This window comes from Tatumella morbirosei, from assembly GCF_000757425.2.
Taxonomy (GTDB): Bacteria; Pseudomonadota; Gammaproteobacteria; order Enterobacterales; family Enterobacteriaceae; genus Tatumella; species Tatumella morbirosei.
Genome location: NZ_JPKR02000004.1, coordinates 300680 through 324948, shown reverse-complemented (window position 1 = coordinate 324948; position 24269 = coordinate 300680). Strand labels below are relative to the sequence as shown.

The window sequence follows — 24269 nt, the reverse complement described above, 5'->3', positions numbered from 1 at the left end:
ACCCTGCCCCGGATTGTAATCTGCCCTGACTGGCTTTATGCTGCCGCTATGAAAACACCTCGTCTGCCCATCGCCCTTCAGCAAGCCGTTATGCGTTCGCTGCGTGAACACTTACAGCGCGCTAATGACAGTCTGAAACAGGCTTATCCTGAACCCTCTGTTCTCTATCAGCAACGGGGAACCACTGCCGGTACGGCCTGGCTGCAACAATGGGAAATTCGTCTTAACCCGGTGTTGTTGCTGGAAAATAAACAGCCCTTTATCGACGAGGTGGTGCCCCATGAACTGGCGCATCTGCTGGTCTGGAAAGAGTTTGGCCGTGTCGCTCCGCATGGTAAGGAGTGGAAATGGATGATGGAAACGGTGTTAGGCGTTAGCGCCAGCCGCACTCATCGCTTTAGCACCGACACTGTACAGAAGACCTTTGCCTATACCTGCCACTGCCGACAGCATCAGTTGACGGTACGACGCCATAACCGGGTATTACGCGGCGAAACCCGCTACCGTTGTACCCACTGTGGCAGTGAACTGACCCGTGGCGAGTTTCAGGCCTGAGGTCTCTGCTAATATTGCCCTCCTCCGCTCCGGCTATGGCATAATGCAACGACAGCGGTCAATACTGGCTGGTTAAAAAACAACGTGTCACGGTTGACGTTCTCATCACGGGCAGAGACACTGCTGACTCATAAATTTACTGAGGGCTGGTCATAAGATACCGGCCCGGAACTGGCAGATTTTTCATGCGTATACCCCGCATTTATCACCCTGAAACAATAACGAATCACAGTGAATTTCAGCTTAGCGAAGAGGCAGCGAATCATGTGGGTCGGGTACTGAGGATGACCGCAGGACAGCTACTGGAGCTATTCGATGGCAGTAATCAGACCTTTAGTGCCACCATTGTGCGTGCCGATAAAAAAAGCGTTACTGTACAGGTCACTGAAGGCACCACCGATAATCGTGAATCGCCGCTATTTCTCCACCTGGGTCAGGTGATGTCACGTGGCGAGAAAATGGAGTTTACTATCCAGAAATCGATAGAACTGGGGGTGAATCAGGTGACACCGCTAATTTCGGAACGCTGCGGAGTTAAACTTGATGCTGAAAGGCTGGAGAAAAAGCGCCAGCAGTGGCAGAAAATTGCCATTGCAGCCTGTGAACAGTCGGGCAGAAATGTGGTCCCGGAAATCCGCCCGGTGATGTCACTGAGTGACTGGTGCGCAGAACAGGAGCAGGGGCTGAAACTGAATCTGCATCCGCGGGCTTCACAGAGCATTAATACTTTGCCGCTGCCAGTCAACAGGATAAGGATGCTGATTGGCCCGGAAGGCGGTCTGAGTGCCGATGAAATCGACATGGCCTCTCGTCAGGGATTTACTGATATCCTGCTGGGGCCGCGTGTGTTACGTACCGAAACCGCCGCACTGACCGTGCTAACAGCATTGCAGGTAAGATTTGGTGATTTAGGGTAATCTGCCCTGTAACCGGCACCTGCGGTGAAGCCCTGACGATCCTGAACCGGTAAAATCCGTTAATGATAAGGTAGTCATTACTGCCTTCCGAGGAGATAAGAATGATTAAGCTTGGCATAGTGATGGATCCTATTGCGGACATCAATATTAAGAAAGACACCAGTTTTGCAATGCTGCTGGAAGCACAGCGCCGGGGTTATGAAATCCATTATATGGAAATGAATGATTTGTACCTGCGTGGTGGTGTAGCCAGCGCGCGCACCCGCTTGCTTACCGTGGAACAAAACTACGACGGCTGGTATCAGTTCGGCAGCGAGCAGGAAATCCCGCTGGCAGACCTGAATGTGATTCTGATGCGTAAAGATCCGCCGTTCGACACCGAATTTATTTATGCCACTTACATTCTGGAACGTGCCGAAGAACAGGGCACCCTGGTGGTTAATAAGCCGCAGAGCCTGCGTGACTGTAACGAAAAACTGTTCACTGCATGGTTTGCGGAGTTAACTCCGGATACCCTGGTCACCCGCAGTCAGCAGAAACTGCGCGAGTTCTGGCAGGAACACGGCGATATCATTATGAAACCGCTGGATGGCATGGGTGGCACCTCGATTTTCCGCGTGAAACAGGATGATCCTAACTTTTCGGTGATCTGTGAAGCACTGACTCATGAGAATACCACCTTCTGTATGGCACAAAACTATCTGCCGGCGATTAAAGAAGGTGATAAGCGAGTGCTGGTCGTCGACGGAGAACCGGTGCCTTATTGCCTGGCAAGAATACCTAAATCCGGCGAAACCCGGGGTAACCTGGCGGCCGGTGGCCGGGGTGAAGCCCGTCCGCTGAGTGACAGTGACTGGGCTATTGCCCGTAAAGTTGCCCCGGTCCTGAAGCAAAAAGGCCTGATTTTTGTCGGACTGGATATTATCGGCGACCGGCTGACCGAAATTAATGTCACCAGCCCGACCTGTGTACGTGAAATTGAGGCCGCATTCCCAATCTCGATTACCGGCATGCTGATGGATGCTATCGAGAAACGCCTGGGCCACTAATTCCGGCCTGCGTTTTGCCCGGCGGCCCGGAGGCTGCCGGATATTTTTTTCAGATAAACTTACAGAGTCAGTATGAATTTACAGCACCATTTTCTGATCGCGATGCCCTCATTACAGGACCCGATATTCAAACGGTCTGTAATCTATGTTTGTGAGCACAACGACGAAGGAGCCATGGGCCTGATAGTGAATAAGCCCATGGAAAACCTGACCATTGAGGGGGTGCTGAATAAACTAGACATTACGCCGCAACAAAATGATGCTGGACACTCATTAGAAAATCCGGTGTATAACGGCGGCCCGGTTGCAGAAGATCGCGGTTTTATTCTGCACTCACCGGAAAACAGGTTTACTTCCAGTATTACTATTTCTGAGCACACGGTGCTGACGACCTCAAAAGATGTTCTCGAATCGTTGGGCAGCGACCAGCAACCCGAAAATATCATTGTGGCGCTGGGTTACTGCAGCTGGGAAAAATCGCAGCTGGAAAATGAAATACTGGAAAATGCCTGGCTGACCATTCCGGCCAGTGAAAAAATTCTGTTCCATACTCCGGCGGGAGAGCGCTGGCGTAACGCGGCTAAACATATCGGGATCGATATCAGTCAGATGAGCAGCGAAGCGGGGCATGCCTGATGTCAGTGAAAACCTTACTCGGATTCGATTTCGGCACCCGGAGTATCGGTGTGGCTGTGGGTCAGCAACTGACCGGTACCGCCAGACCCCTGACAGCCATCAAAGCACAGGATGGGGTCCCTGACTGGAATGTGATCGAAAAACTGCTTAAAGAGTGGCAGCCGGATTTAGTGGTGGTCGGTCTGCCACTGAATATGGATGGGACAGAGCAACCACTGACTGCCCGTGCCCGTAAATTTGCCAACCGTCTGCACGGCAGATTTGGTGTCGCGGTTGAATTACAGGACGAACGCTTAAGCACTGTGGAAGCCCGTGCAGGTCTGTTCGAAACCGGCGGTTATCGTGCACTGACCAAAGGAAAAGTCGATTCAGGTTCAGCGGTGATCATCCTCGAAAGCTGGTTCGATAATCATTAACCCCTGTGGTTATCTTTTACTGACTGCGAAATAACAACGTCCTTTCTCTCCCAGCGCTGCCATAATCAGTAATTAATGCTATAATCATTGCTTATCACAGCATAAAACGGGGTTTTAGCAATGAACAGATTAGTTTACCTTCTGGCTGCGGCACTGGGCTGTATGACGTTTACGGCGGCTGCAGCCGATGTGCCTGTACAGCTGGACGGTGTGGCAGGCAAACCGGTTAAGCTGACGCTGGAGGCTAATCCATCCACCGGCTATCAATGGATGGTCAGCCAGTTACCTGCCGGTGTATTATTGATTCCCGGCAGTTACCAGCAGTCACCCGACTGTAAAGCCGGCATGGTGGGATGCCCGGGTCAGCAGACATTTTATCTTATTGGCCGTAAAGCCGGCACTTCAACCCTGAAAATGATTTATGGCAGGACGTTTGACAGCGCTGACTGGCATGAGAACAGTATCCGGCTGGTTATCTCAGCAGCCCCTTAAGCCTCACCTGGCCAGATACCAGCGACACCTCTCCCCGCCTCGTCAGCAAGCCAACCTGCCTGTGCCGACGAGGCGGTTTCTACACCAACAGCGAGTGGAAAACTCTGCATTCCGTCAGCCGAGCTGGTCTGTATTATCCCTGCCAGCAGATGCGTTTTTCCTTCACGGATGACACTGGCCACTGCAGGGGTATTCAGCATAACTTCAAATTCCGCCCGTTGCCGGGTAGCCTGCGCTTCGTCATTCACCAGCCGCTGTGCAATCACTGCCGTCAGACCGGCGGCCAGCTGTCTGCTGACCAGCGATTTTTCGCCTGCAGGAAAACTATCCACCAGCCGCTCAACAGTTTGTGCAGCCGCCCTGGTATGCAGGGTCGCCAGCACCAGATGTCCGGTTTCTGCGGCTGTCAAAGCCAGCCGGATCGTCTGATGATCACGTAATTCTCCCAACATAATGATATCCGGGTCCTGGCGGAGTGCCGCCATCAGTCCCTGGCTGTAACAGGAAAAATCCCTTCCCGCTTCCCGTTGCTGGATAAGAGATCGGTGGTTGTCGTAGAGATACTCGATCGGATCTTCCAGGGTAATAATATGCAGCGCCCGCTGACGGCTGATTGCCCCCATCATCGCCGCCAGCGATGTCGATTTTCCGCAACCGCTCGCCCCGCTGAAGAGTATCAGTCCGGCATTTTCACCGGTCAGGCGGTAACAGACGGCAGGCATACCCAGGCTCTCCATGGAGGGGATTTTTTGGCGCAGAATGCGTAATGCCAGTGATATGCCGCCGTTACGGCGGAAAATACAGGCTCTCAGCCGGGTTCCTGTTGCCATGGTTAGTGCGGCATCACAGTGGCCGTGGATCCGGAGTTGTTGCTGTTGCTCATCCGTCAGACAGTCATCAAAAAAATTTTGCAGGGTCGCATCAGTGACCGGGGCCATTCCCGGGACAGCTGTCAGCAGCCCCTGGCAACGCCACCAGGGTAAATGTCCACAGCAAAGGTGCAGATCAGAGGCATTATGCTTTACACTAAGCGCAACAATTTCATCTAACTCCATAAATCAGCCCGGTGATGACTTCCATTCAGCATAATTTACAGCAGATCCGTCAGCGTATTCGCGCTGCTGCCGAAAGTTGCGGCAGAGATCCACAGCAGATTACTCTGCTGGCAGTGAGTAAAACCAAACCTGTGAGCGACATCCGCGAAGCCTGGCTGGCGGGACAACGTTGCTTTGGCGAAAATTATGTCCAGGAAGGGGTGGATAAAGTCGCACAGACCGCAGATTTAGCCGGGCTGGAATGGCACTTTATCGGTCCGTTACAATCCAATAAAAGCCGTCTGGTGGCCGAAAACTTTGACTGGTGCCATACGCTGGACCGACAGAAACTGGCACAACGACTAAACGATCAGCGACCACCACACCGTGGCCCCCTGAATGTGCTGATTCAGGTTAACATCAGCGATGAATCCAGCAAGTCCGGGATCAGTGTCAGTGATATTCCGGCCCTTGCCCGGCAGATTGTTGAGTTACCCCATCTGAAATTACGTGGCCTGATGGCAATTCCCGCACCATCAGAAGATTATCAGTCACAGCTGGCGGTATGCCGACAGATGGCCGCAGCATTTCACGCTTTACAGGCGGAATTCAGCGGGATTGATACCCTGTCGCTGGGAATGAGCGATGATATGGACGCCGCCATTGAAGCCGGCAGTACGATGGTTCGTATTGGCTCCGCCATTTTTGGTGCGCGCCAGTATCCAACCCCTTCCCCCCAATAACTGAGGACACACATGTACACTCTGACTTTTCTGGTCAAAACGGTTATCGATCTTTACGTCATGGTTCTGCTGCTACGTATCTGGATGCAGTGGGCCCGCTGTGATTTCTATAATCCACTGGCACAATTTATTGTCAAACTGACTCAGCCGGTGATCCGCCCACTACGCCGTATTATCCCCGCAATGGGCCCGATTGATACCGCGTCTTTAGTACTGGCACTGGTACTGACCATTATCAAGTTCCCACTGCTGATGCTGATCCAGTCCGGTGGCTTTGTGATTGGCCTGAGTAATGTGTTGATTGGCGTTCTGTCGTTGCTGAAAGCTGCCGGTAACCTGGTGTTCTGGGTGATTCTGATCCGTTCACTGATGAGCTGGGTGAGCCAGGGCCGCAGCCCGATAGATTATGTGCTGGTACAGCTGACAGAGCCACTCATGGCACCTGTTCGCCGCATTCTGCCGGCCATGGGCGGTATCGACTTCTCTGCCATGGTAGTGATTCTGATTCTCTATGCACTGAATTATCTCGGGATGGATCTGTTTCCGGGACTCTGGTATCTGCTGTAACTCTGAACGTTGGAATGATTATGCAAAAAGTTGTACTGGCAACCGGTAATCCCGGCAAAGTGCGTGAACTGGCCGAACCCCTGGCTGATTTTGGTTTTGATATTGTGGCTCAGACCGATCTGGGCGTCGATTCTGTGGAAGAGACCGGCCTGACCTTTATCGAAAATGCGCTGATAAAAGCCCGCCACGCAGCACGTGTTACCGGCCTGCCGGCAATTGCTGACGACTCAGGGCTGGCCGTCGATGTGCTGGGGGGTGCTCCTGGTATTTACTCTGCCCGTTATGCGGGTGTCGAGGCGACTGACCAACAGAATCTGGAAAAACTGCTGACAGCGATGCAGGAGATTCCCGATGAAAAGCGCCAGGCGGCATTCCATTGCGTGCTGGTCTACCTGCGCCATGCCGATGACCCGACACCGCTGGTGTTTCATGGTCAGTGGCCCGGTGTTATTGCCCGTGAAAGTCAGGGTGAAGGCGGGTTTGGTTACGATCCAATTTTTTTCCTGCCAGAGCTGAATATCACGGCGGCAGGGATGACTAAAGCCGAAAAACTGGCAATTTCACACCGTGGGCAGGCACTGAAACTGCTGCTGGATGCTCTGCGTAATGGGTAATCTGCCACCACTGAGTCTGTATATTCATATTCCCTGGTGTGTACAGAAGTGCCCGTATTGTGATTTTAATTCACATGCCCTGAAAGGCGATGTCCCGCATATGGACTATGTGGGGCATCTGCTGGCTGATCTGGACTCTGATATCCCCCGGACTTCAGGGCGTGAAGTTTCGACGATTTTTATCGGCGGTGGTACTCCCAGTCTGTTAAGTAGCGAAGCCATGCAGGCGCTGCTGGACGGTGTCCGTCAGCGTATACCGCTGGCAGCCGATGCCGAGATTACTATGGAAGCTAACCCTGGCACGGTAGAAGCCGATCGTTTCAGCGGTTATCAGCAGGCAGGGGTCAACCGTATTTCGATTGGGGTACAGAGTTTCAGCCCGGCCAAACTGCAACGACTGGGACGTATCCATGGGCCGGAGGAGGCAAAACGGGCGGCTAAGCTGGCTGCCGGACTGGGACTACGTAGTTTTAATCTGGATCTGATGCATGGCCTGCCGGATCAGTCGCTGGAAGAAGCCTTAGACGACTTACGACAGGCGATTGCGTTATCGCCGCCGCATCTCTCCTGGTATCAGCTAACGATTGAACCCAATACGCTGTTTGCCTCACGACCCCCGGTATTACCGGATGATGATGCATTATGGGATATCTTCGAGCAGGGGCACCAGCTACTGACTGATGCCGGTTATCAGCAATATGAGACCTCTGCTTATGCCCGGCCCGGCCTGCAATGTCAGCACAATCTCAACTACTGGCGTTTTGGTGATTATCTGGGTATCGGTTGTGGTTCCCACGGTAAACTCACGCAGGCTGACGGAGAAATTATCCGTACCGTGAAAACCCGCCACCCGAAAGGGTTTATGCGCGGAGAATACCTGGATAAACGTTACAGCGTGCCGGATGACGAAAAACCGTTTGAGTTTTTTATGAACCGTTTCCGGTTATCTGAACCCTGCCCGCGGGATGAATTTAGCCGTTTGACTGGGCTGAGTGAACAACACATTCGCCCTGCTCTGAACCAGGCTATCCAGGCCGGTTATTTGCAGGAGACTACAGCCAGCTGGCAGGTGACAGAGAAAGGACGGCTGTTTCTGAACAGCCTGCTGGAATTTTTTCTGGAACAGGAATAATTAATTCCGAAATTCAGCAGTATCAGGGGCTGTGATACTGCTGATACCGGAGAGATTACTGACTGACTTGTTGCCAGATAACCTTGCGCTGTTGTTCAAGTGCCCCGACCTTGCCGCACACCTGTTGACCAAACGCCTGGAAATCTTTTTCCTGCTTACTGACCTCACTACGAATAGACTGCTGCAGACCACCGAGGTTGCCCATTAATGCCTGTAACGGGTTATCTCCTGATGATTTGGAACTGCCCAGTTCATTCAGGCTGTCCTGCAGTATTCCACCCATGGCATTCTGCACCAGCTTCTCACCATCCGCCCTAACCTGATCAATAGCTGCGTGGTGGAAATAGAGCCCGCCATCACGGTGTTCAATCACACGATCCATCTGTGTTTTCAGGCCGCTGTCCAGTGTTGCCAGGCGAGTGCGCACATGGCTGTCAGAGCCCAGTTTTTCAACTATCACTTTATCCAGCGCACTACGACTGGTTTCCAGCCGTTGACGGGCCCCCTGGTCAATCCAGGGTAAGTCACTGCGTAACGCGGCCTGATAGGCAACCGCCTGCTGACGGAGTGCCTGGTCAGCCTGCACCGGCTTACCGTTAAACGTCATCTCTCCCTGCGGAGAGATGGTCAGATTACCATTACTGCCGCTGACAACCACCTGCTGCGCCGTGACAGCGACATCATCCTGAGGTTTTACCGGGCACTGATAATCTGCCCACGCCGGGGTGGTAGCCAGCAAAACCCCGACAGCGATCACTTCACGTAACATGCATACTCCTTTCTGTCCCGGTAAAACATGTTCTGCTTTCGGGCTCTGGTTCACTGACTGATAACAACAGGAAAATTACCTGCAGATACTTAGTCCCACCAGACGTCAAACAGTTCCGTAACTTTGACTTCTGAGAGTTTTCTGGCTTCCAGCCACTCGCGAACCAGCTGGCGGTGCTCATCGGTGCATTTGCCGGTTTGCTGCAGGCAGACCAGCCCTTCCCATTGCAGATAACCACTGCCGTCATAGGCCAGACCATTAGGTTCAATCACCTCATCGACAAAAGCATCCAGAGTGGCATCAATCTCCTGCTCTGAAGTCCCGGCTGCGAAGGTCCAGCTGACTGAAAAACCCAGTTCCTGGAATTCTGCCAGGTGCATTTTCTTACGTAAACGACGACTACGCTGTACTGCCATTATTTAATCCTCTCAAACATCAAATCCCAAACCCCGTGCCCCAGACGCTGGCCACGTTGTTCAAACTTAGTTAACGGGCGACTTTCCGGACGCGGTACAAAGTTCCCCTCTTTCGAATGGTTACGGTAACCCGGGATGCTCTGCATAACTTCCAGCATATGCTCTGCATAATTTTCCCAGTCGGTCGCCATATGGAAATCACCGCCCAGTTTTAACTTACGTAATACCAGCTCAGCAAAAGGTACCTGAACGATACGACGTTTATTATGACGGGCTTTATGCCACGGATCCGGGAAGAACAACTGCACCATGCGCAGTGAATTATCAGGGATCATCGATTCCATCACTTCCATTGCGTCGTGGCACATCACCCGCAGGTTGGTCACCCCGGCTTCATGGGCCGCGCCCAGGCAGGCGCCGACTCCGGGCGCATGAACTTCAATCCCAAAAAAATCCTGATGGGGGTTTTGCTGTGCCATAGTGACCAGCGAAGCCCCCATACCGAAACCGATTTCTAATACGACCGGCGCTTCACGGCCAAACAGTGCAGCAAAGTTCACCGGTTCAGGTGTAAACTCAACCCCCATCTCCGGCCAGTAATTGTCCAGCGCATGCTGCTGGCCATTGGTCAGCCGCCCCTGACGACGGACAAAGCTGCGGATACGCCGTAACGGACGACCATTCTCGTCAAATTCCGGCGTGATGACATCATTGATCATAGTAATGCCTGTAGGTTGATATTTAATAAAGACGGGAATTATGCAAACTTCGCCCCCGGAAGCAAGCCTTTGCAATGTTCATGTTTACAGTCTGGCAGGTCTGTGCTGGAATTCCTGCCCCTTGTGAGCTTTTGGAGGAAATTTTCGCGGTCATGATGCAACCATCGCAATTTGCGCAGTACACACTCGACTGGTACCAGAAATATGGGCGTAAGACCCTGCCCTGGCAACAGCAAAAAACCCCGTATAAGGTGTGGTTGTCTGAAGTGATGCTACAGCAGACTCAGGTTGCCACCGTAATCCCTTATTTTGAACGCTTTATGGCCCGTTTCCCGACGGTCACCGATCTGGCTGCCGCGCCGCTCGACGAGGTACTGCATCTGTGGACCGGCCTGGGATACTACGCCCGGGCCCGTAATCTGCACAAGGCTGCCTGCCAGGTGGCAGAAAAGCACGGGGGGATTTTCCCACAAAACTTCGAAGATGTCGCAGATTTACCGGGCGTCGGACGCTCGACCGCCGGCGCCATCCTCTCTCTGTCGCTGGGACAGCACTACCCTATCCTCGATGGCAATGTAAAACGGGTGTTGGCCCGTTGCTATGCGGTGGATGGCTGGCCTGGAACAAGCCTGGTAGAAAAACGGTTGTGGCAACTCAGCGAGCAGGTCACGCCCGCGCAGGGTGTCGGGGAGTTTAATCAGGCCATGATGGACCTCGGGGCCATGGTCTGTACCCGTTCACGCCCCAAATGCGAGCTTTGCCCGCTAAGCAGTGGATGTATCGCTTATGCTCACCACAGCTGGGAGAAATATCCCGGGAAAAAACCGAAAAAGGCCCAGCCAGTGAAAACAGCCTGGTTTTTATTACTGCAACAGGGTGAAAATGTGCTGTTGCAACAGCGGCCTCCAGTGGGAATCTGGGGGGGATTATACTGTTTTCCGCAGTTCGACAGCGAACAAGCCATGCATAACTGGCTGGAAAAACAGGGAATAAGTGGCTCACTACAGCAAATGACCGCATTTCGTCACACTTTCAGCCATTTTCATCTTGATATCATTCCCTGTTATCTGAACAAGCCGGCTTTCGGCTCTTTAATGGATGAAAGCAGCAGTCTCTGGTATAACTTAGCGCGTGCTCCCGAGGTCGGGCTGGCCGCTCCGGTAGAGCGCCTGTTAAATGAGCTGAGACACCCGCAACAACTGGTCTTACATTCGCGTAAGCCAAACGAGGAAGAATAATGAGTCGCACAATTTTTTGTACTTACCTGCAACGCGAAGCTGAAGGACAGGATTTTCAGTTATATCCGGGTGAACTGGGGAAACGTATTTTTCAGGAAATCTCTAAACCTGCCTGGCAGGAGTGGATGACCAAGCAAACCATGCTGATCAACGAGAAAAAACTCAGCATGATGAATCCTGAAGATCGTAAAGTGCTGGAACAGGAGATGATAAATTTTCTGTTTGAGGGCAAAGATGTGCATATTGAAGGCTATACTCCTCCGGCACCGTAATATTCTGTGTTACCTGAAAACGTTCGCTACCCACAATCAGCCAAACAGAAAAAATGAAAAAACTGTACCCGCTACTGTTGATTGCTCCGCTACTGGTCTCCTGCTCCAGCCATAAGACCCCGGCATTTAATGAAGCCTGGGTGAAAGACACCAACGGCTTTGACATTCTGATGGGGCAGTTTGCCCATAACATTGAGAATATCTGGGGTATCAATGAGGTACTGATTGCCGGGCCAAAAGACTACGTAAAATATAGCGACAACTACTACACCCGCAGTCATATTAACTTTGAAAGCGGTAATATCACCATCGAGACCATTGCCGGTACTGACCCGATGGCCAGCCTGCGCCAGGCAATTATTACCACCTTACTGGTGGGTGAAAACCCCGGTAACGTGGACCTCTACTCCGATGCTAACGATATAAAACTCAGCCAGGAACCGCTGCTGTACGGAGAGGTACTGGATAACACCGGTCATCCTATCCGCTGGCAAGGCCGGGCAGCCAGCTTTGCTGACTACCTGCTGAAATATAAACTCCAGCGCCGGATGTCAGGATTGCATGTTATCTGGTCGGTCACCATTCCGATGGTTCCTAACCATCTGAATAAACGTGCGCATAAGTATCTGCCGCTGGTCCGCAAAGCTTCAGAACAGTACGGTGTTGACTCTTCTCTGATCCTGGCGATTATGCAAACCGAATCCAGTTTTAACCCGTATGCGGTCAGCAACTCGGATGCACTCGGTCTGATGCAGGTCGTTCAGCATACTGCCGGGGTGGATGTGTTCCGGATGAAGGGTAAATGGGGCAAACCCAGCCGTGGATATCTGCTGGATCCGGCCAATAATATTGATGCGGGTACGGCCTATCTGTCACTGCTGCAAAATAGCTATCTGGCAGGCATCACTAATCCGGTCTCGCGGCGTTACGCGGTGATCACGGCCTACAACGGCGGTGCCGGAAGTGTGTTACGTATCTTCTCATCTAACAAAGATCGTGCCTTTAGCATCATTAATGGCATGTCACCGGATGAAGTTTACCAGACACTGGTCAATAACCACCCGGCGATGGAGTCACGGCGTTATCTGTACAAAGTAAACAACGCTCAGCACAGCTATTATCGCTATTAACCGTTCCCCGTTACCGGTTAGCCGGTAGCGGGGGCCGTCGTTTAGTTTAGCGCATCAGGTAACAATACCCAGCCGTACAGACGTTGGGTGTGATTTTCATCCTCACGGATATAAACCCCCTGCAGCTCAGGAGAAAATCCTGGCAGCAGATTGATCCCCTCTTCCAGCGCCAGGAAATAGCGCTGAACAGAGCCACCCCACAGTTCGCCTGGCACGACACATAACACACCTGGCGGATAGGGTAAGGCCCCTTCGGCGGCGATCCTTCCCTCCGCCTGCGACAGAGGTACCAACTCCACTTCGCCCCTCAGATAGAGGTGGTGAGCCTGCTGCGCATTCATTCTTACCGCTGGCAGGCTCTGCTGACGGAACATCGCTTTCTGCAGATCCTTCACCTGGTAGCTGACATACAGTGAATGCATCTCCTGGCATAACTGACGCAGGGTGTATCCCTGGTAGCGCTGCTGATATTTACGATAAATGGTCGGCAGAACATCTTCCAGTAACGCATTCTGTTCAACATGCTGCTCAAACTGAGCCAGTTTAGCCACCAATTTTGCCATCTTATCGGAGCTTTCTGCCGGGGTCAGCAGGAACAGAATCGAGTTCAGGTCACATTTTTCCGGCACAATACCGTTTTCCCGCAGGTAGTGGGCGAGAATAGTCGCGGGGATACCAAAACTGCTGTACTCACCGGTGGCCGCATCAATCCCTGGTGTGGTCAGCAATAACTTACAGGGATCGACCAGATACTGTCCCTGTGCATATCCGGCGAAACCGTGCCAGCGGGCTCCGGGTTCAAAACTGAAGTAACGACGGTCAGAAGCCAGAGTTGGCGTCGGAATATCTTCCCAGCGCTGTCCATCCACCGTTTCCGGCAGGAACGGACGTATCATCCGGCACTGTGACAGAATGGCCTTACGTGCCTCAATACCCAGAGTGACACACTCCTGCCACAGCTGACGACCCGCCTGCCCCTGGTGAATTTTCGCATTGACATCCAGCGCAGCGAACAGCGGATAAAACGGACTGGTTGAAGCATGTAACATAAAGGCATTGTTCAGCCGCTTATGCGGGCAGAAACGCTTTTGTCCACGAATATGGTTATCTTTCTTATGGATCTGCGAGGTCTGAGAGAATCCGGCCAGTTGTTTGTGCACGGACTGGGTCACAAAGATCCCCGGATCATTTTCATTCAAATCCAGCAATAATGGCGAACAATCGGCCATCATCGGGATAAACTGTTCGTAACCCAGCCAGGCCGAGTCGAACAGGATGTAATCACACAGATGACCAATCTTATCGACAACCTGACGCGCGTTATACACGGTACCGTCATAGGTTCCGAGCTGGATAATTGCCAGGCGGAATGGCCGGGCTTCTTTGGCCCGCTCCGGCGCCACCTGTTTTAGTTGCTTACGCAGGTAAGCCTCATCAAAGCAATGCGCATCAATACCACCGATAAAACCAAAAGGATTACGGGCCGCTTCCAGATAGACCGGTGTCGCCCCGGCCTGAATTAACGCACCGTGGTGATTCGATTTGTGGTTATTGCGATCAAACAGCACCAGATCACCCGGGGTCAGTAACGCATTAGTCACCACTTTGTTGGCACTGGAGGTGCCGTTCAGCACAAAGTAGGTTTTATCCGCATTAAAGACTTTTGCCGCAAACTTCTGGGCATCTTTGGCAGAACCCTCATGGATCAACAGATCGCCCAGCCGGACATCCGCATTACACATATCTGAACGGAAAATATTCTCGCCAAAAAAGTCATAGAAATGCCGGCCGGCGGGATGTTTGCGGAAAAACTCCCCGCCCTGATGACCAGGACAGGCGAAGGTACTGTTTTTCATTCCGACATAACGGGTCAGTGTGTCGTAAAAAGGCGGCAGTAGCGCTTCCTGATAATGAGCGGCAGCCTGTTCCAGTGCCGCGTTACCTTCTGTATCAGGATGATATTCACCGGTAATCACTCCGGAGCTATCCTGAGACGGCAACGAACCCGCCACAAATACCGGCAAGTTAAAACCACTGCGCTTCAGCAAAGAGAGCATTGCTTTGCTGGCATCGGCCACTGTCAGCACTACCGCAGCAACGTCGGTAAAATCAGTGTGTTCCAGCGCCACCAGCGGCCGCTCAGAAGAAATTACCGGAATCAGCGCGGCACTGGCCGCAATTTTCATAGGTGTCATAACACAAATCCCCAAAGGTCAAGGATGAGTGGGTGCACGAAGGCACAGCATGGGGAAAATTCCCCGGCGAATAATGTCAGATATCTGGCTGTGAACCTGGTTCAGTTCGGGATGACGGACATCAGTAAAATCAGAACTGTCTCTGTTTTTACTCATGCCCAACAAGCAGCCACAGGCTGGCTTCACCGCATGGTGAAAAACGGAGTATTCCGGCAGGTGCCCTGATACACAGCACAGGAGTGCTGGCAGATGATCAAATTACGAGCAGAACAGAAAACAGTGTTCACCGTAATATCCTCGCAGGCTGGTAGATGGCAAAAAATAAACGGCGCTCATAATGTCATCTTTGCAAGGCTCAGGCAAGAGATAATTAATCAGCCACCATTAACAAACATCAAATCAACGCATTGATAAATAAATATTTTATTAAAACTTATGGAATGAAAAAACACATTTAGTGACTTAATATTCATCCCGTCGCCGGATTCCCCGACACAGTGGCAGGGTAACCGGGGCTACCCGGATTACCTACAGCGCTTATTCCATCGCCTGGTGAATAGCGTCCCCGAGTCTTTCCATGACTTTGCGATATTTCTCTTCGGGTGCCAAAGCACAGTTAATTCTCAGGCAGTTACGATGTTTTCCTGATGCAGAGAACAAAGAGCCTGGTGCGACCCGAATTTTAATCTGAGCTAACTTATTGGCCACACATACCATATCTACCTGTGGAGGTAACTCAACCCATAACATAAACCCGCCTTTTGGCCGGGTAACGCAGATACCTTCGGGGAAATACTCACGCAACCAGTGAGTGTAGGTTTGCATATTCCGCAGATAGATTTGCCGCATACGCCTGACATGTGGGTAGTAATGTCCCCCTTGCAGAAATGCCAGAGTCGCCAGTTGAGTCGCCGGGACATTGGTGCCACTGACCGCATACTTCATTTGTAGCAGACGGTCATAATAGCGTCCCGGCGCTATCCAGCCGATACGCAGGCCCGGCGCGATAGTTTTGGAAAACGAACTGCACAGCATCACTCTGCCATCAATATCCAGAGAATGAATCGTGCGCGGCCGTGGGTATTCTGTGGCCAAATCGCCATATATATCGTCTTCAAAAATAACGATATCATGCTGCTGGACCAGTGACAGAATTGCCCGTTTACGCGATTCCGGCATAATAAAGCCCAGCGGATTATTGCAGTTCGGGACCAGGATTATCCCTTTGATCGGCCACTGTTCCAGCGCCAGTTCGAGTGCCTCTGTACTTAGCCCGCTTTGAGGATCGGTGGGGATTTCGATGGCTTTCAGCCCCAGCCCGCGCAAAAGTTGCATCGTGCCGTAGTAAGCCGGGGATTCAACAGCAACAATGTCACCGGGACGGCATATCGCCAGCAGAGCCAGCGACAAAGCATTATGACAACCACTGGTAATAATCAGGTCATCCGCCGTCACTAGCGAACCGCTATCGAGCATGAGTCTGGCAATTTCACCACGTAAAGCATAATTACCTGCCAGTTCATCATAATTAAGAACTTCTGCCGGTTGCTGACGAATTAAACGGTTAAGTTCACGCCACAGAGGTTGCAGGCTGGGTTGCGAGACATCCGGGAAACCTCCGCCAAAAGAGACAATCTGAGGATCTTTGCTGTCTTCCAGCAAGGTATAGACCTGATCCCACTGCGTTATGTCCACGGGGCGCTGTACCGGCCGGGAAACCGCCGGGACAGGGGGCGGAGCCTCCCGGGGGGCGACAAAATAACCAGAGCGAGGCTGCGCGGTAACCAGACGTTGCTGCTCCAGTAACTGATAGGTTTGTTGAACCGTACTGATACTCACGCCGTGTTCCTGACTCAGCGTACGTACTGAAGGTAACTTTTCCCCTTCCCGATATAACCCCTGAATAATCCTTTCGCTAATCAGGCTGGCAAGTTGCTGGTAGCGTGTCACACTGTATCCCCCGTTATGACCATACAGACAAATAAAACAGTACAGAATGATAGGTAAAATCACCATCAGCGACACTCTTATCACATCTGTATGGTAAATAAATATGTTTTTTGCGTCTGTATTATTTTGGTAAAGCTCCTGAAAATAAGGATTCAGACATGACAGGAGGCGACAGATGGAATTTCATGAAAACAGATCCCGGCAACCGTTTATCGGCTACATCCAGCTGGCCAAATCACTGAAATACTGGTGGCAGCGGCGGAGAAAAAACCGCGCGTCACCGCCGGAAAACAGTGTTTCGCCACAAACAGTCTGCCTGAAGAGTAAGAGGCTAAAATAACCCCGACTATCCCTGTCACGGCGAAGATGACAGGGTTCCCCTTCCGCCAGCTACCCGCCCGATTTTTCCTGTGCACACTACTTTGTGATAAACCACCGGCACTGATATGCTGCATTATGCTTTCCTGTGCTTTTCGGCACCGCTTTAGTGCCGGGCGTCACTTTCTCCGGGAGTCACTATGTTTCAGGCAATTTTGATTGAAAAAGATGAACAGGGTTACCGCACGACACTCAGCCAGTTACACGAGTCTCAGTTGCCACCGGCGACGGTATCACTTAACGTTTTATATTCCAGTCTGAATTATAAAGATGCATTAGCTATTGTGAATCGTGCGCCTGTCGTCCGTACATTTCCGATGGTACCAGGCATCGACTTTGTCGGCGAAGTTACCGCCAGCCAGCATCCACAATGGAAGAGCGGCGATCTGGCAATTCTTACCGGCTGGGGTGTCGGTGAAAATCACTGGGGCGGTCTGGCCGAAAAAGCGGCGGTGGAAGGTGACTGGCTGGTTCCTGTGCCAGCCGCCCTGCCTCCGGTCAGCACTATGGCTATCGGTACCGCCGGGCTGACGGCCATGCTGTGCCTGATGGCACTCGAAAAACAAGGCATTACACCAGCAGAGGGGGAAGTGCTGGTGACCGGTGCCAGTGGCGGAGTGGGCAGTTTTGCTGTCTGGCTACTGGCACAGGCCGGATATCAGGTCGTGGCCAGTACCGGGCGCCAGGACGATGAAGACTATCTGACCGGTACACTCGGGGCATCGCGGACTATTTCGCGTGACAGGCTAAACCAGCCGGGAAAACCCCTGGCTAAAGAACAATGGGCAGCTGCGATTGATACTGTCGGCAGCCACACGTTAAGTAACGTTTTAGCGGCTACCGTTCGCAATGGTGTCGTTGCAGCCTGCGGTATGGCACAGGGACTGGATTTACCGGCCAGTGTCGCGCCTTTTATTCTGCGTGGAGTCACTCTGACAGGGGTAGACAGTGTCATGTGTCCGCTGGCACAGCGTCGAGAGGCCTGGCAAAGGCTGGCGGAAGTTTATGATGCGACGACCTTTGAAGAGATTGCCCGGGTGATTCCGCTGGCGGCAGCCATTGGTGGCGCAGATGACTTACTTAACGGTCAGGTTCGTGGCAGACTGATTGTCAACTGCCAGCCCTCTGCCGACAACGCATCGTCAGGCCAGTAATATCAACTATTCAGGAACATTAAGATGACTCACCGCCCGACCATTACTATCCATTATTGCAGCCAGTGCCAGTGGTTGCTGCGCTCATCATGGATGGCCCAGGAACTCCTGAGTACCTTCGCCGACGACCTGGCCGCAGTGACCTTACAGCCAGGGCGTGGCGGTATCTTTGAAATTCACGCTGACGGCGAACTGTTATGGGAGAGGAAACGGGATGGAGGTTTTCCGGATGCAGTCACACTGAAGCAACGGGTCAGGGATTACTGTTTTCCTGAGAGAAACCTTGGTCATATCGATAATCATAAACAGCCCACGGTGTAAGCGCAGTTCAACTACGCTCAATACGTTTTGCCGCGTCGTCCAGGGCATCAATCAGGGCATAGAGCGTTTCGCGGGATAAGTCAGGTTCTGCCAGCCGCGTGTTCAGCGCCATTTTAAGATTATGTACCGCCCTTTCTATCTGCGGAATCCGGCGGTTTTTCCCGACAACGGCCAGCATTTTCAGTCGTTCGGAGATTTCCAGTAACTGCGCACGTCCCTGTTCCAGTAACTGCTGCCCGTACTCTGTCAGTTGATAGCTTTTTCGTCCGGCATCCGGGTTTTGCGGCACAATAGCATCCATCTCTTCCAGCAACATCAGTGCCGGATAGATAATCCCCGGGCTTGGGGTATATTCTCCCTGAGCGAGAGTTTCAATCGACTTTATCAGCTCATAGCCATGCGCGGGTTGTTGCTGAAGAAAACTCAGCACCAGTAATCTGATTTCTGCGGCATCCAGAATCTTTTCACGGCGGCGGCGTTGCAGCAAACCGGATTTAGCAATATTCATCGTTAATGTTCCTTTATCCCCTGCCGGTTTCAGGCAGGGGCCAATGTTACCCTTTGCGGTGCCAGTAAGCTACACCACGCACCAGTCCCGGGTGGCAGTGGCGTTGTTCAATAAAGTAATCATTGAGCACTTTAACCGCCTCTCCTTCCCCTGTCAGCCAGATGAAATAGTCATCTTCCGGTAGCTGTAATGACGCCAGTTGCTGACGGCAACGCTCAATACCTTCGCTGTTCATTGTCCCGCTGCCATAACAAGTGAGTTCAGCCTTTGCCGGCAGGTTCGGCAGATAATTTTTCACCAGTGTTTCATCAGTGAATGCCAGTAATATTAGCCGTTCAGCCTGAGTTTCAGCTAACCTCCGCTGTACGGCAGGCAGGCCGCTTTCGTCAAATGCCAACAGCTGGACACGGTAATCGACAGGGATAATCATCGAACCACGTGGTCCGCCGATAGCCAGGGAATCCCCGACTTGCGCCTGTTCTGCCCACTGGCTGGCAACACCGTGTTCATGACGGAAGAAATCCAGCGTCAGGCGGGTTTTTCCGTCAAAAAACAGCGGAGTGTAGTCACGTGATATCGGGCGTTCTCCGTCAGGCCAGGCAATACCTTCGTCGGTCACCTGCGGCAGTAGCAGTTTGCCGGTCTGTGGGTCAGGGAAAAAGATCTTACTGTGATCATCAAAACCCGGAGAGTGGTAACCCGCCAGTGCTTCGCTGGTGAACTCTACCCGCCAGAACTTCCCGGCAACCAGCGTTTTCTGACTCACTGTCAGTTGTCGAAAACGTAACTCATTTCTTACCCGCTTTGGTAATGCACGTCCTGATGATAATGATGCAGACATAGAATTTCTCTCAGTTTTACTGTTATCAGTCTGTGATCCCGCTGGCCACAGAGTTATGTAATGATTCTCATTTACTGATCTATAATCTATCTATGATATATCTTTACCACAAGAAAAAATAACCTGAATGTCGAACACAGAGACAACTATTCGTCAGGAATAGTAAGATAAATTTAATAAAAACAGACGGATAAATAATTTTAATCTGGCAGTGGTTAATCGCATTTTATGTATCTTTCCACTGGCCACAAAATCTTCTTATCCTGAAGGTTCAGGGCTCCGGCGACTCCTTGCGCTGCTCAAACTCTTCACGATTTTGTTGGATACGCTGCACATTATCTTCCAGCCAGTCAGCCAGACCAATAAGCTTCTGCTCCGCTTCATGCCCAAGGGGTGTCAGCCAGTATTCCACATGCGGCGGAACCACATCATAGGCCTTACGGGCGATAAAACCATCCTGCTCCATGTGACGCAGAGTCTGGGACAGCATACGTTCACTGACGCCGCCAATTTTTCTGCGTAATTCACTAAAGCGTAAAACATCCTGTTTCAGAGCCAGCATGACCAGCACACTCCAGCGCCCGGTAAGACGTTTCAGGATATGGCGGGATGAACAGTTCACGTTCAGCAACTCACCACGGATATATTTTTGATGTAAATTTCCTGACATTTTTTCAGACTAACCTTTTTGTAAGTACTTACTAAAAGTAAGTTTAGTTTTTATAGTAATCACTGTCACCGGATTTCAACCTGGAGAATATTATGATTGCTATTACCGGAGCTACCGGCCAGCTAGGTCGTAAAGTCATTCAACAACTGCTTAAAACCCTGCCCGCCAGCGAGCTGATTGCGCTGGTTCGAGATCCCGCCGGTGCCGCAGAGAAATTACCTGCCGGTATTACCTTGCGGGAAGCCGATTATAATCGTCCGGAAACACTGCTGCCGGCTTTGCAGGGTGCTGAGAAACTCCTGCTGATCTCCTCCAGTGAAGTGGGTAAACGTGACGCACAACATGCTGCGGTCATCGATGCCGCGGTTCAGGCCGGGATTAAATTTATCGCCTATACCAGTCTGTTGCATGCGGATACTTCTCCGTTGGGCCTCGCCACCGAACACCGTGCCACCGAAGCCAGGCTGGCGAAATCGGGTATCGGTTACGCACTGCTGCGTAATGGCTGGTACAGCGAAAACTATGCGGCCAGTATCGGCCCCGCACTCACTCATCATGCCTTTATCGGGGCTGCTGGTGAGGGGAAAATCGCTTTAGCGTCCCGTCAGGATTACGCAGAAGCCGCAGCTAAAGTGATGACCACCGACCACCAGGCAGGAAAAATTTACGAACTGGCCGGCGACGATGCCTATACGCTGCAACAATTCAGTGACGAAATCGCCCGTCAGAGCGGGGAGAAAGTCGAATATATCAATCTGTCTCAGCAAGAATTTGCTGGCGCATTAAAACAGGCCGGATTACCGGACGGACTGGCAGAGATGCTGGCGAATTCAGATGCAGGAGCCGCTCAGGGAGGGTTGTTTGACGACAGTAAAACCCTGAGTCAACTGATTGGCCGGGCCACAACGCCTTTCAGTCAGACGATTGCCGATACTCTAAAATAATCTACCTTTCCAGGCACCGTGTTCCACGGTGCTTGCATTTTGCAACGTTTTACCCGGCTGGCTTTACACTGCAATACCGTTGGTAAACCCGACATTGTCTATACTTAATCCCTGTGATGAATATTTTTTGGCTAAGATGATGAGGAGGTCGTTATCAATACTTCATCCCTGAACCGTTTTCCGGAACAAGCGACTCAGCTAAGCGACGAGATCGAATATTACAACGACCCGCATGAGTTGATTCTGGAAGGTATGGAAGATTATGAGCCAGAACCGGAACTTATTGACGGGCTTCCGGCCGCCGATGCCCTGACCCCGGCGGATCGCTACCTCGAATTATTTGAGCATGTTCAGAAAGCACGGATCTTTGCAGACAGTAAAACCTTCGCTGACTGCTCTCCAAACAGCGATCCGCTGGATATCCTGATTGAATACCGCCGTCAGCGCCGTGAAAACCGCCGCTTCGATCTGCATGCTTTTGTCAGGCAACATTTTACGCCGCCCCCTGTCGGCGATGTTTATCACAATGAAGATCCCAATAAACCCCTGTGTCAGCATATTGATGACCTCTGGCCGGTACTGGTTCGCGAACCAGGTAACCATCAGCCGTTCTCTTCGCTGTTGCCGTTACCGAAACCCTATGTGGTGCCGGGCGGCCGTTTTGGCGAAGTCTACTACTGGGATTCCTACTTCACTATGCTGGGGCTGGCGGAAAGCAACCGGAAAGACTTGTTGCAGGATATGGCGGATAATTTTGCCTGGCTGATAGAAACTTATGGCCATATTCCTAACGGCAACCGGACCTACTACCTGAGTCGTTCACAACCGCCGGTATTTGCGCTGATGATCGAGCTGTTTGAACAGGCAGGTTTGCCGGGCAGTACCCGCTATTTGCAGCAGCTCATTCGTGAATATCAGTACTGGATGGATGGTGCCGGGGCGCTGTTGCCGGATCAGGCCCATCGTCATGTGGTCAGAATGCCGGACGGCAGTTTTCTGAACCGCTACTGGGATGACCGGGATACCCCGCGTGACGAATCCTGGCGCGAAGATGTCGCCACGGCAAAGCAGTCCGGCCGACCCGCCAGTGAGGTGTACCGTGATTTGCGTGCCGGAGCGGCCTCTGGCTGGGATTACTCTTCCCGGTGGCTGCGGGATTCCAAACGCTTAGCCAGTATTCGTACCACTCAGTATATTCCGGTCGATCTGAATGCTTTCCTCTACAAGCTGGAAACCACCATCGTCCGGCTGGCGGAAGAGGAAGGCGAGTTACTGACTTCCCGCAGCTGGCAGAAGAAAGCCGATGCGAGACGCAAAGCGATGAACCACTACCTGTGGGATGATACTTCTGGTGTCTACCGTGACTACGACTGGCGCCGTAAAATTGCCGGCAGTTTCTCTGCCGCTGCCGTGGTTCCACTGTTTACCGGGCTTGCGACTCAGGAACAAGCACGGCGGATGGCCCTTGAACTGCGTCACCTGCTGCTGACCTCCGGAGGGTTGTTATCCTCCATGGTCGACAGTGGCGAGCAATGGGATAATCCCAACGGCTGGGCTCCGTTACAATGGATGGCTATTGAAGGACTGAATGCCTATGGCGAAACCCGGCTGGCCAGAGAAATTGCGGTTAACTGGCTAACCACGGTGAACCATTTTTATTCGCTGCATCACAAGCTGGTTGAAAAATATGATATCAGCGGCCAGCGCGCCAGGCCCGGCGGTGGCGGAGAATATCCTCTGCAGGACGGTTTCGGCTGGACTAACGGTGTCACCCGCTGCCTGATGACTACCTATGGCCGCTATCTTCCATAATCTCTGCCGCCTGTGGGCGAGTTCATGTATTGAGGAAAACCTGCGGGCTCCAGATTACAGCGGTGTTACAGACAAAAACCCCGGCACTCTGGCCGGGGTTTTTGCAAATCGCTGAACGGACCCGTGGGCCCGGACTCGCGCTGATTAATCGGTAATCGATTTTTTCGCGCTTGCAGCAGCATCCTTGGTTTTATTCCACGCTTTAGTTGCGCCTTCTTCGGTGCTGTTGACTGCCGAATGCGTGGTCTCTTTGGTTTTGTTCCAGCCTTTTTGAGTACCTTCTTTGGTCTTATTCCAGGTTTCCTGAGATTTTTCTTTCAGAGAAGTACTTTTACTGTTATCGCCTTTCAGCTTATTCACAGCTTGCTGAGTTTTTTTCCTGCAAACGGTGTTGGGCTTCAGTGGCCGCTTCGGAAGTCCGGTCTTTGGCTTTCTCCGAGGTTTCAGACGCTGAATTTTTCAGATGCTGCGTCTGTTCCTGCAGTTGCTGGCTGGTAGTTTCTGCAAATACGTGAGCTGTGAAGAAAGTCATAGAAATTGCTACAGCAGTTAATGTCTTTTTCATCATGGTTTTCCTTGTTTTTGCTTGTGAATCAACCCTAGCAGCCAATATTCACCCTGACAAGGCAACTCCGGATAATACAGAATTCTCTTACCACTTTGGGTAATAACAGCCATAAACAGACTGTTTTCGCGCAATTTTTCTGTGCAGGATTCAGCCAGCGCATTCTCCTGATTTTTTGGGGGGAATTGCCGCAGTGTTTGCCTTGTACCCAACCGGGGTATTGTCTTCTGAA

28 protein-coding genes are annotated in these 24269 nt (G+C 51.9%); 17 read left to right on the top strand and 11 right to left on the bottom strand.

Annotation, left to right across the window (positions count from 1 at the left end; translation table 11 throughout):
- Positions 1-48 precede the first annotated feature (48 nt).
- From HA49_RS12770 to HA49_RS12745, 6 genes are all read left to right on the top strand, one after another.
- Positions 49-555: a SprT family zinc-dependent metalloprotease gene (locus HA49_RS12770; RefSeq protein WP_046791821.1), complete on the top strand. Its 507-nt coding sequence runs from the start codon at positions 49-51 to the stop codon at positions 553-555.
- A 185-nt stretch (positions 556-740) separates the two neighbouring features.
- On the top strand, positions 741-1472 hold the full coding sequence (gene rsmE / locus HA49_RS12765; protein WP_038018046.1) for a 16S rRNA (uracil(1498)-N(3))-methyltransferase: 732 nt from the start codon (positions 741-743) through the stop codon (positions 1470-1472).
- Between the two features lie 101 nt (positions 1473-1573).
- Entirely contained in the window at positions 1574-2521 is a 948-nt protein-coding gene (gene gshB / locus HA49_RS12760) for a glutathione synthase (protein WP_038018044.1), read from the top strand.
- Positions 2522-2593: 72 nt separating this feature from the next.
- Positions 2594-3157: a YqgE/AlgH family protein gene (locus HA49_RS12755; protein WP_038018042.1), complete on the top strand. Its 564-nt coding sequence runs from the start codon at positions 2594-2596 to the stop codon at positions 3155-3157.
- Positions 3157-3573 carry a Holliday junction resolvase RuvX gene (gene ruvX, locus HA49_RS12750; protein WP_038018040.1) on the top strand — a complete coding sequence of 139 codons (417 nt, stop codon included), beginning with the start codon at positions 3157-3159 and terminating at the stop codon, positions 3571-3573. Before HA49_RS12755 ends, ruvX begins: the two co-directional genes overlap by 1 nt.
- 120 nt (positions 3574-3693) lie before the next feature.
- The gene (locus tag HA49_RS12745; protein WP_038018037.1) at positions 3694-4065 is read left to right on the top strand and encodes a protease inhibitor I42 family protein; all 372 of its coding nucleotides are present in this window, start codon (positions 3694-3696) and stop codon (positions 4063-4065) included.
- Here HA49_RS12745 and HA49_RS12740 read toward each other — a convergent pair.
- On the bottom strand, positions 4062-5120 hold the full coding sequence (locus HA49_RS12740) for a type IV pilus twitching motility protein PilT (RefSeq protein WP_072055938.1): 1059 nt from the start codon (positions 5118-5120) through the stop codon (positions 4062-4064). The genes HA49_RS12745 and HA49_RS12740 overlap by 4 nt on opposite strands.
- A gap of 14 nt (positions 5121-5134) precedes the next feature.
- Between HA49_RS12740 and HA49_RS12735 the strand changes: the two genes are divergently transcribed.
- The 4 genes from HA49_RS12735 to hemW are packed head-to-tail and all read left to right on the top strand — an operon-like array spanning position 5135 to position 8155.
- Positions 5135-5842, top strand: coding sequence for a YggS family pyridoxal phosphate-dependent enzyme (locus tag HA49_RS12735; protein ID WP_038018034.1), 708 nt, complete (start codon positions 5135-5137; stop codon positions 5840-5842).
- A gap of 12 nt (positions 5843-5854) precedes the next feature.
- Entirely contained in the window at positions 5855-6409 is a 555-nt protein-coding gene (locus HA49_RS12730; RefSeq protein ID WP_038018031.1) for a YggT family protein, read from the top strand.
- Positions 6410-6429: 20 nt separating this feature from the next.
- Positions 6430-7023, top strand: coding sequence for an RdgB/HAM1 family non-canonical purine NTP pyrophosphatase (gene rdgB, locus HA49_RS12725; RefSeq protein WP_038019323.1), 594 nt, complete (start codon positions 6430-6432; stop codon positions 7021-7023).
- Positions 7016-8155, top strand: coding sequence for a radical SAM family heme chaperone HemW (gene hemW / locus HA49_RS12720; protein WP_038018030.1), 1140 nt, complete (start codon positions 7016-7018; stop codon positions 8153-8155). The genes rdgB and hemW overlap by 8 nt, the downstream gene beginning before the upstream one ends.
- Positions 8156-8210: 55 nt before the next feature.
- Here the strand turns inward: hemW and HA49_RS12715 are convergent, their stop codons facing one another.
- The 3 genes from HA49_RS12715 to trmB all read right to left on the bottom strand — a co-directional run bounded on the left by HA49_RS12715 (position 8211) and on the right by trmB (position 10059).
- Positions 8211-8924, bottom strand: a complete 714-nt coding sequence (locus HA49_RS12715) for a DUF2884 family protein (RefSeq protein ID WP_038018028.1) — start codon at positions 8922-8924, stop codon at positions 8211-8213.
- Positions 8925-9013: 89 nt separating this feature from the next.
- Entirely contained in the window at positions 9014-9340 is a 327-nt protein-coding gene (locus HA49_RS12710) for a YggL family protein (RefSeq protein ID WP_038018026.1), read from the bottom strand.
- The gene (gene trmB / locus HA49_RS12705) at positions 9340-10059 is read right to left on the bottom strand and encodes a tRNA (guanosine(46)-N7)-methyltransferase TrmB (RefSeq protein WP_038018024.1); all 720 of its coding nucleotides are present in this window, start codon (positions 10057-10059) and stop codon (positions 9340-9342) included. The genes HA49_RS12710 and trmB overlap by 1 nt, the downstream gene beginning before the upstream one ends.
- Before the next feature lie 152 nt (positions 10060-10211).
- On the opposite strand from trmB, the gene mutY reads away from it, so the two are divergent.
- From mutY to mltC, 3 genes are read left to right on the top strand one after another with little or no spacing between them, the layout of a single operon-like run.
- Positions 10212-11297, top strand: coding sequence for an A/G-specific adenine glycosylase (mutY, locus tag HA49_RS12700; RefSeq protein WP_038019320.1), 1086 nt, complete (start codon positions 10212-10214; stop codon positions 11295-11297).
- Positions 11297-11569 (top strand): oxidative damage protection protein, encoded by a 273-nt coding sequence (locus HA49_RS12695; protein ID WP_038018022.1) that lies wholly within the window; start codon positions 11297-11299, stop codon positions 11567-11569. The genes mutY and HA49_RS12695 overlap by 1 nt, the downstream gene beginning before the upstream one ends.
- 53 nt (positions 11570-11622) lie before the next feature.
- On the top strand, positions 11623-12699 hold the full coding sequence (gene mltC / locus HA49_RS12690; protein WP_038018020.1) for a membrane-bound lytic murein transglycosylase MltC: 1077 nt from the start codon (positions 11623-11625) through the stop codon (positions 12697-12699).
- Positions 12700-12740: 41 nt separating this feature from the next.
- On the opposite strand, the gene HA49_RS12685 is transcribed toward mltC, so the two are convergent.
- Together HA49_RS12685 and HA49_RS12675 are read right to left on the bottom strand one after the other, a co-directional pair.
- Positions 12741-14894 (bottom strand): ornithine decarboxylase, encoded by a 2154-nt coding sequence (locus HA49_RS12685; RefSeq protein WP_038018018.1) that lies wholly within the window; start codon positions 14892-14894, stop codon positions 12741-12743.
- Between the two features lie 537 nt (positions 14895-15431).
- Entirely contained in the window at positions 15432-16844 is a 1413-nt protein-coding gene (locus HA49_RS12675; RefSeq protein WP_038019317.1) for an aminotransferase-like domain-containing protein, read from the bottom strand.
- Between the two features lie 518 nt (positions 16845-17362).
- Between HA49_RS12675 and acuI the strand changes: the two genes are divergently transcribed.
- Positions 17363-18376: an acrylyl-CoA reductase (NADPH) gene (gene acuI / locus HA49_RS12665; protein ID WP_038018008.1), complete on the top strand. Its 1014-nt coding sequence runs from the start codon at positions 17363-17365 to the stop codon at positions 18374-18376.
- Positions 18377-18400: 24 nt separating this feature from the next.
- On the top strand, positions 18401-18697 hold the full coding sequence (locus HA49_RS12660; protein ID WP_038018005.1) for an Rdx family protein: 297 nt from the start codon (positions 18401-18403) through the stop codon (positions 18695-18697).
- A gap of 7 nt (positions 18698-18704) precedes the next feature.
- Here HA49_RS12660 and HA49_RS12655 read toward each other — a convergent pair whose 3' ends face one another.
- The 3 genes from HA49_RS12655 to HA49_RS12645 all read right to left on the bottom strand — a co-directional run bounded on the left by HA49_RS12655 (position 18705) and on the right by HA49_RS12645 (position 20716).
- The gene (locus HA49_RS12655) at positions 18705-19205 is read right to left on the bottom strand and encodes a PadR family transcriptional regulator (protein ID WP_038018000.1); all 501 of its coding nucleotides are present in this window, start codon (positions 19203-19205) and stop codon (positions 18705-18707) included.
- A gap of 46 nt (positions 19206-19251) precedes the next feature.
- Entirely contained in the window at positions 19252-20046 is a 795-nt protein-coding gene (locus HA49_RS12650) for a siderophore-interacting protein (RefSeq protein ID WP_038017995.1), read from the bottom strand.
- A 271-nt stretch (positions 20047-20317) separates the two neighbouring features.
- Positions 20318-20716, bottom strand: a complete 399-nt coding sequence (locus HA49_RS12645) for a winged helix-turn-helix transcriptional regulator (protein WP_038017993.1) — start codon at positions 20714-20716, stop codon at positions 20318-20320.
- Between the two features lie 92 nt (positions 20717-20808).
- Between HA49_RS12645 and HA49_RS12640 the strand changes: the two genes are divergently transcribed.
- Both HA49_RS12640 and treF read left to right on the top strand, forming a co-directional pair.
- On the top strand, positions 20809-21660 hold the full coding sequence (locus HA49_RS12640) for an SDR family oxidoreductase (RefSeq protein ID WP_038017990.1): 852 nt from the start codon (positions 20809-20811) through the stop codon (positions 21658-21660).
- 153 nt (positions 21661-21813) lie between these two features.
- Positions 21814-23472 carry an alpha,alpha-trehalase TreF gene (treF, locus tag HA49_RS12635; RefSeq protein ID WP_156994645.1) on the top strand — a complete coding sequence of 553 codons (1659 nt, stop codon included), beginning with the start codon at positions 21814-21816 and terminating at the stop codon, positions 23470-23472.
- Between the two features lie 144 nt (positions 23473-23616).
- On the opposite strand, the gene HA49_RS12630 is transcribed toward treF, so the two are convergent.
- Both HA49_RS12630 and HA49_RS20610 read right to left on the bottom strand, forming a co-directional pair.
- On the bottom strand, positions 23617-23832 hold the full coding sequence (locus HA49_RS12630; protein WP_052752492.1) for a hypothetical protein: 216 nt from the start codon (positions 23830-23832) through the stop codon (positions 23617-23619).
- The gene (locus HA49_RS20610; protein ID WP_052752491.1) at positions 23825-24037 is read right to left on the bottom strand and encodes a hypothetical protein; all 213 of its coding nucleotides are present in this window, start codon (positions 24035-24037) and stop codon (positions 23825-23827) included. The genes HA49_RS12630 and HA49_RS20610 overlap by 8 nt, the downstream gene beginning before the upstream one ends.
- Positions 24038-24269 lie beyond the last annotated feature (232 nt).

Coding starts and splice junctions, on each gene's coding strand:
- HA49_RS12695 (WP_038018022.1), top strand. CDS start 11,297: ATGAGTCGCACAATTTTTTGTACTTACCTGCAACGCGAAGCTGAAGGA.
- HA49_RS12715 (WP_038018028.1), bottom strand. CDS start 8,924: ATGTTACGTGAAGTGATCGCTGTCGGGGTTTTGCTGGCTACCACCCCG.
- HA49_RS12640 (WP_038017990.1), top strand. CDS start 20,809: ATGATTGCTATTACCGGAGCTACCGGCCAGCTAGGTCGTAAAGTCATT.
- HA49_RS12745 (WP_038018037.1), top strand. CDS start 3,694: ATGAACAGATTAGTTTACCTTCTGGCTGCGGCACTGGGCTGTATGACG.
- acuI (WP_038018008.1), top strand. CDS start 17,363: ATGTTTCAGGCAATTTTGATTGAAAAAGATGAACAGGGTTACCGCACG.
- HA49_RS12770 (WP_046791821.1), top strand. CDS start 49: ATGAAAACACCTCGTCTGCCCATCGCCCTTCAGCAAGCCGTTATGCGT.
- HA49_RS12740 (WP_072055938.1), bottom strand. CDS start 5,120: ATGGAGTTAGATGAAATTGTTGCGCTTAGTGTAAAGCATAATGCCTCT.
- HA49_RS20610 (WP_052752491.1), bottom strand. CDS start 24,037: ATGAAAAAGACATTAACTGCTGTAGCAATTTCTATGACTTTCTTCACA.
- gshB (WP_038018044.1), top strand. CDS start 1,574: ATGATTAAGCTTGGCATAGTGATGGATCCTATTGCGGACATCAATATT.
- HA49_RS12650 (WP_038017995.1), bottom strand. CDS start 20,046: ATGTCTGCATCATTATCATCAGGACGTGCATTACCAAAGCGGGTAAGA.
- HA49_RS12660 (WP_038018005.1), top strand. CDS start 18,401: ATGACTCACCGCCCGACCATTACTATCCATTATTGCAGCCAGTGCCAG.
- HA49_RS12685 (WP_038018018.1), bottom strand. CDS start 14,894: ATGACACCTATGAAAATTGCGGCCAGTGCCGCGCTGATTCCGGTAATT.
- trmB (WP_038018024.1), bottom strand. CDS start 10,059: ATGATCAATGATGTCATCACGCCGGAATTTGACGAGAATGGTCGTCCG.
- HA49_RS12755 (WP_038018042.1), top strand. CDS start 2,594: ATGAATTTACAGCACCATTTTCTGATCGCGATGCCCTCATTACAGGAC.
- mltC (WP_038018020.1), top strand. CDS start 11,623: ATGAAAAAACTGTACCCGCTACTGTTGATTGCTCCGCTACTGGTCTCC.
- HA49_RS12645 (WP_038017993.1), bottom strand. CDS start 20,716: ATGTCAGGAAATTTACATCAAAAATATATCCGTGGTGAGTTGCTGAAC.
- rsmE (WP_038018046.1), top strand. CDS start 741: ATGCGTATACCCCGCATTTATCACCCTGAAACAATAACGAATCACAGT.
- HA49_RS12655 (WP_038018000.1), bottom strand. CDS start 19,205: ATGAATATTGCTAAATCCGGTTTGCTGCAACGCCGCCGCCGTGAAAAG.
- ruvX (WP_038018040.1), top strand. CDS start 3,157: ATGTCAGTGAAAACCTTACTCGGATTCGATTTCGGCACCCGGAGTATC.
- HA49_RS12730 (WP_038018031.1), top strand. CDS start 5,855: ATGTACACTCTGACTTTTCTGGTCAAAACGGTTATCGATCTTTACGTC.
- rdgB (WP_038019323.1), top strand. CDS start 6,430: ATGCAAAAAGTTGTACTGGCAACCGGTAATCCCGGCAAAGTGCGTGAA.
- HA49_RS12735 (WP_038018034.1), top strand. CDS start 5,135: ATGACTTCCATTCAGCATAATTTACAGCAGATCCGTCAGCGTATTCGC.
- mutY (WP_038019320.1), top strand. CDS start 10,212: ATGATGCAACCATCGCAATTTGCGCAGTACACACTCGACTGGTACCAG.
- HA49_RS12710 (WP_038018026.1), bottom strand. CDS start 9,340: ATGGCAGTACAGCGTAGTCGTCGTTTACGTAAGAAAATGCACCTGGCA.
- hemW (WP_038018030.1), top strand. CDS start 7,016: ATGGGTAATCTGCCACCACTGAGTCTGTATATTCATATTCCCTGGTGT.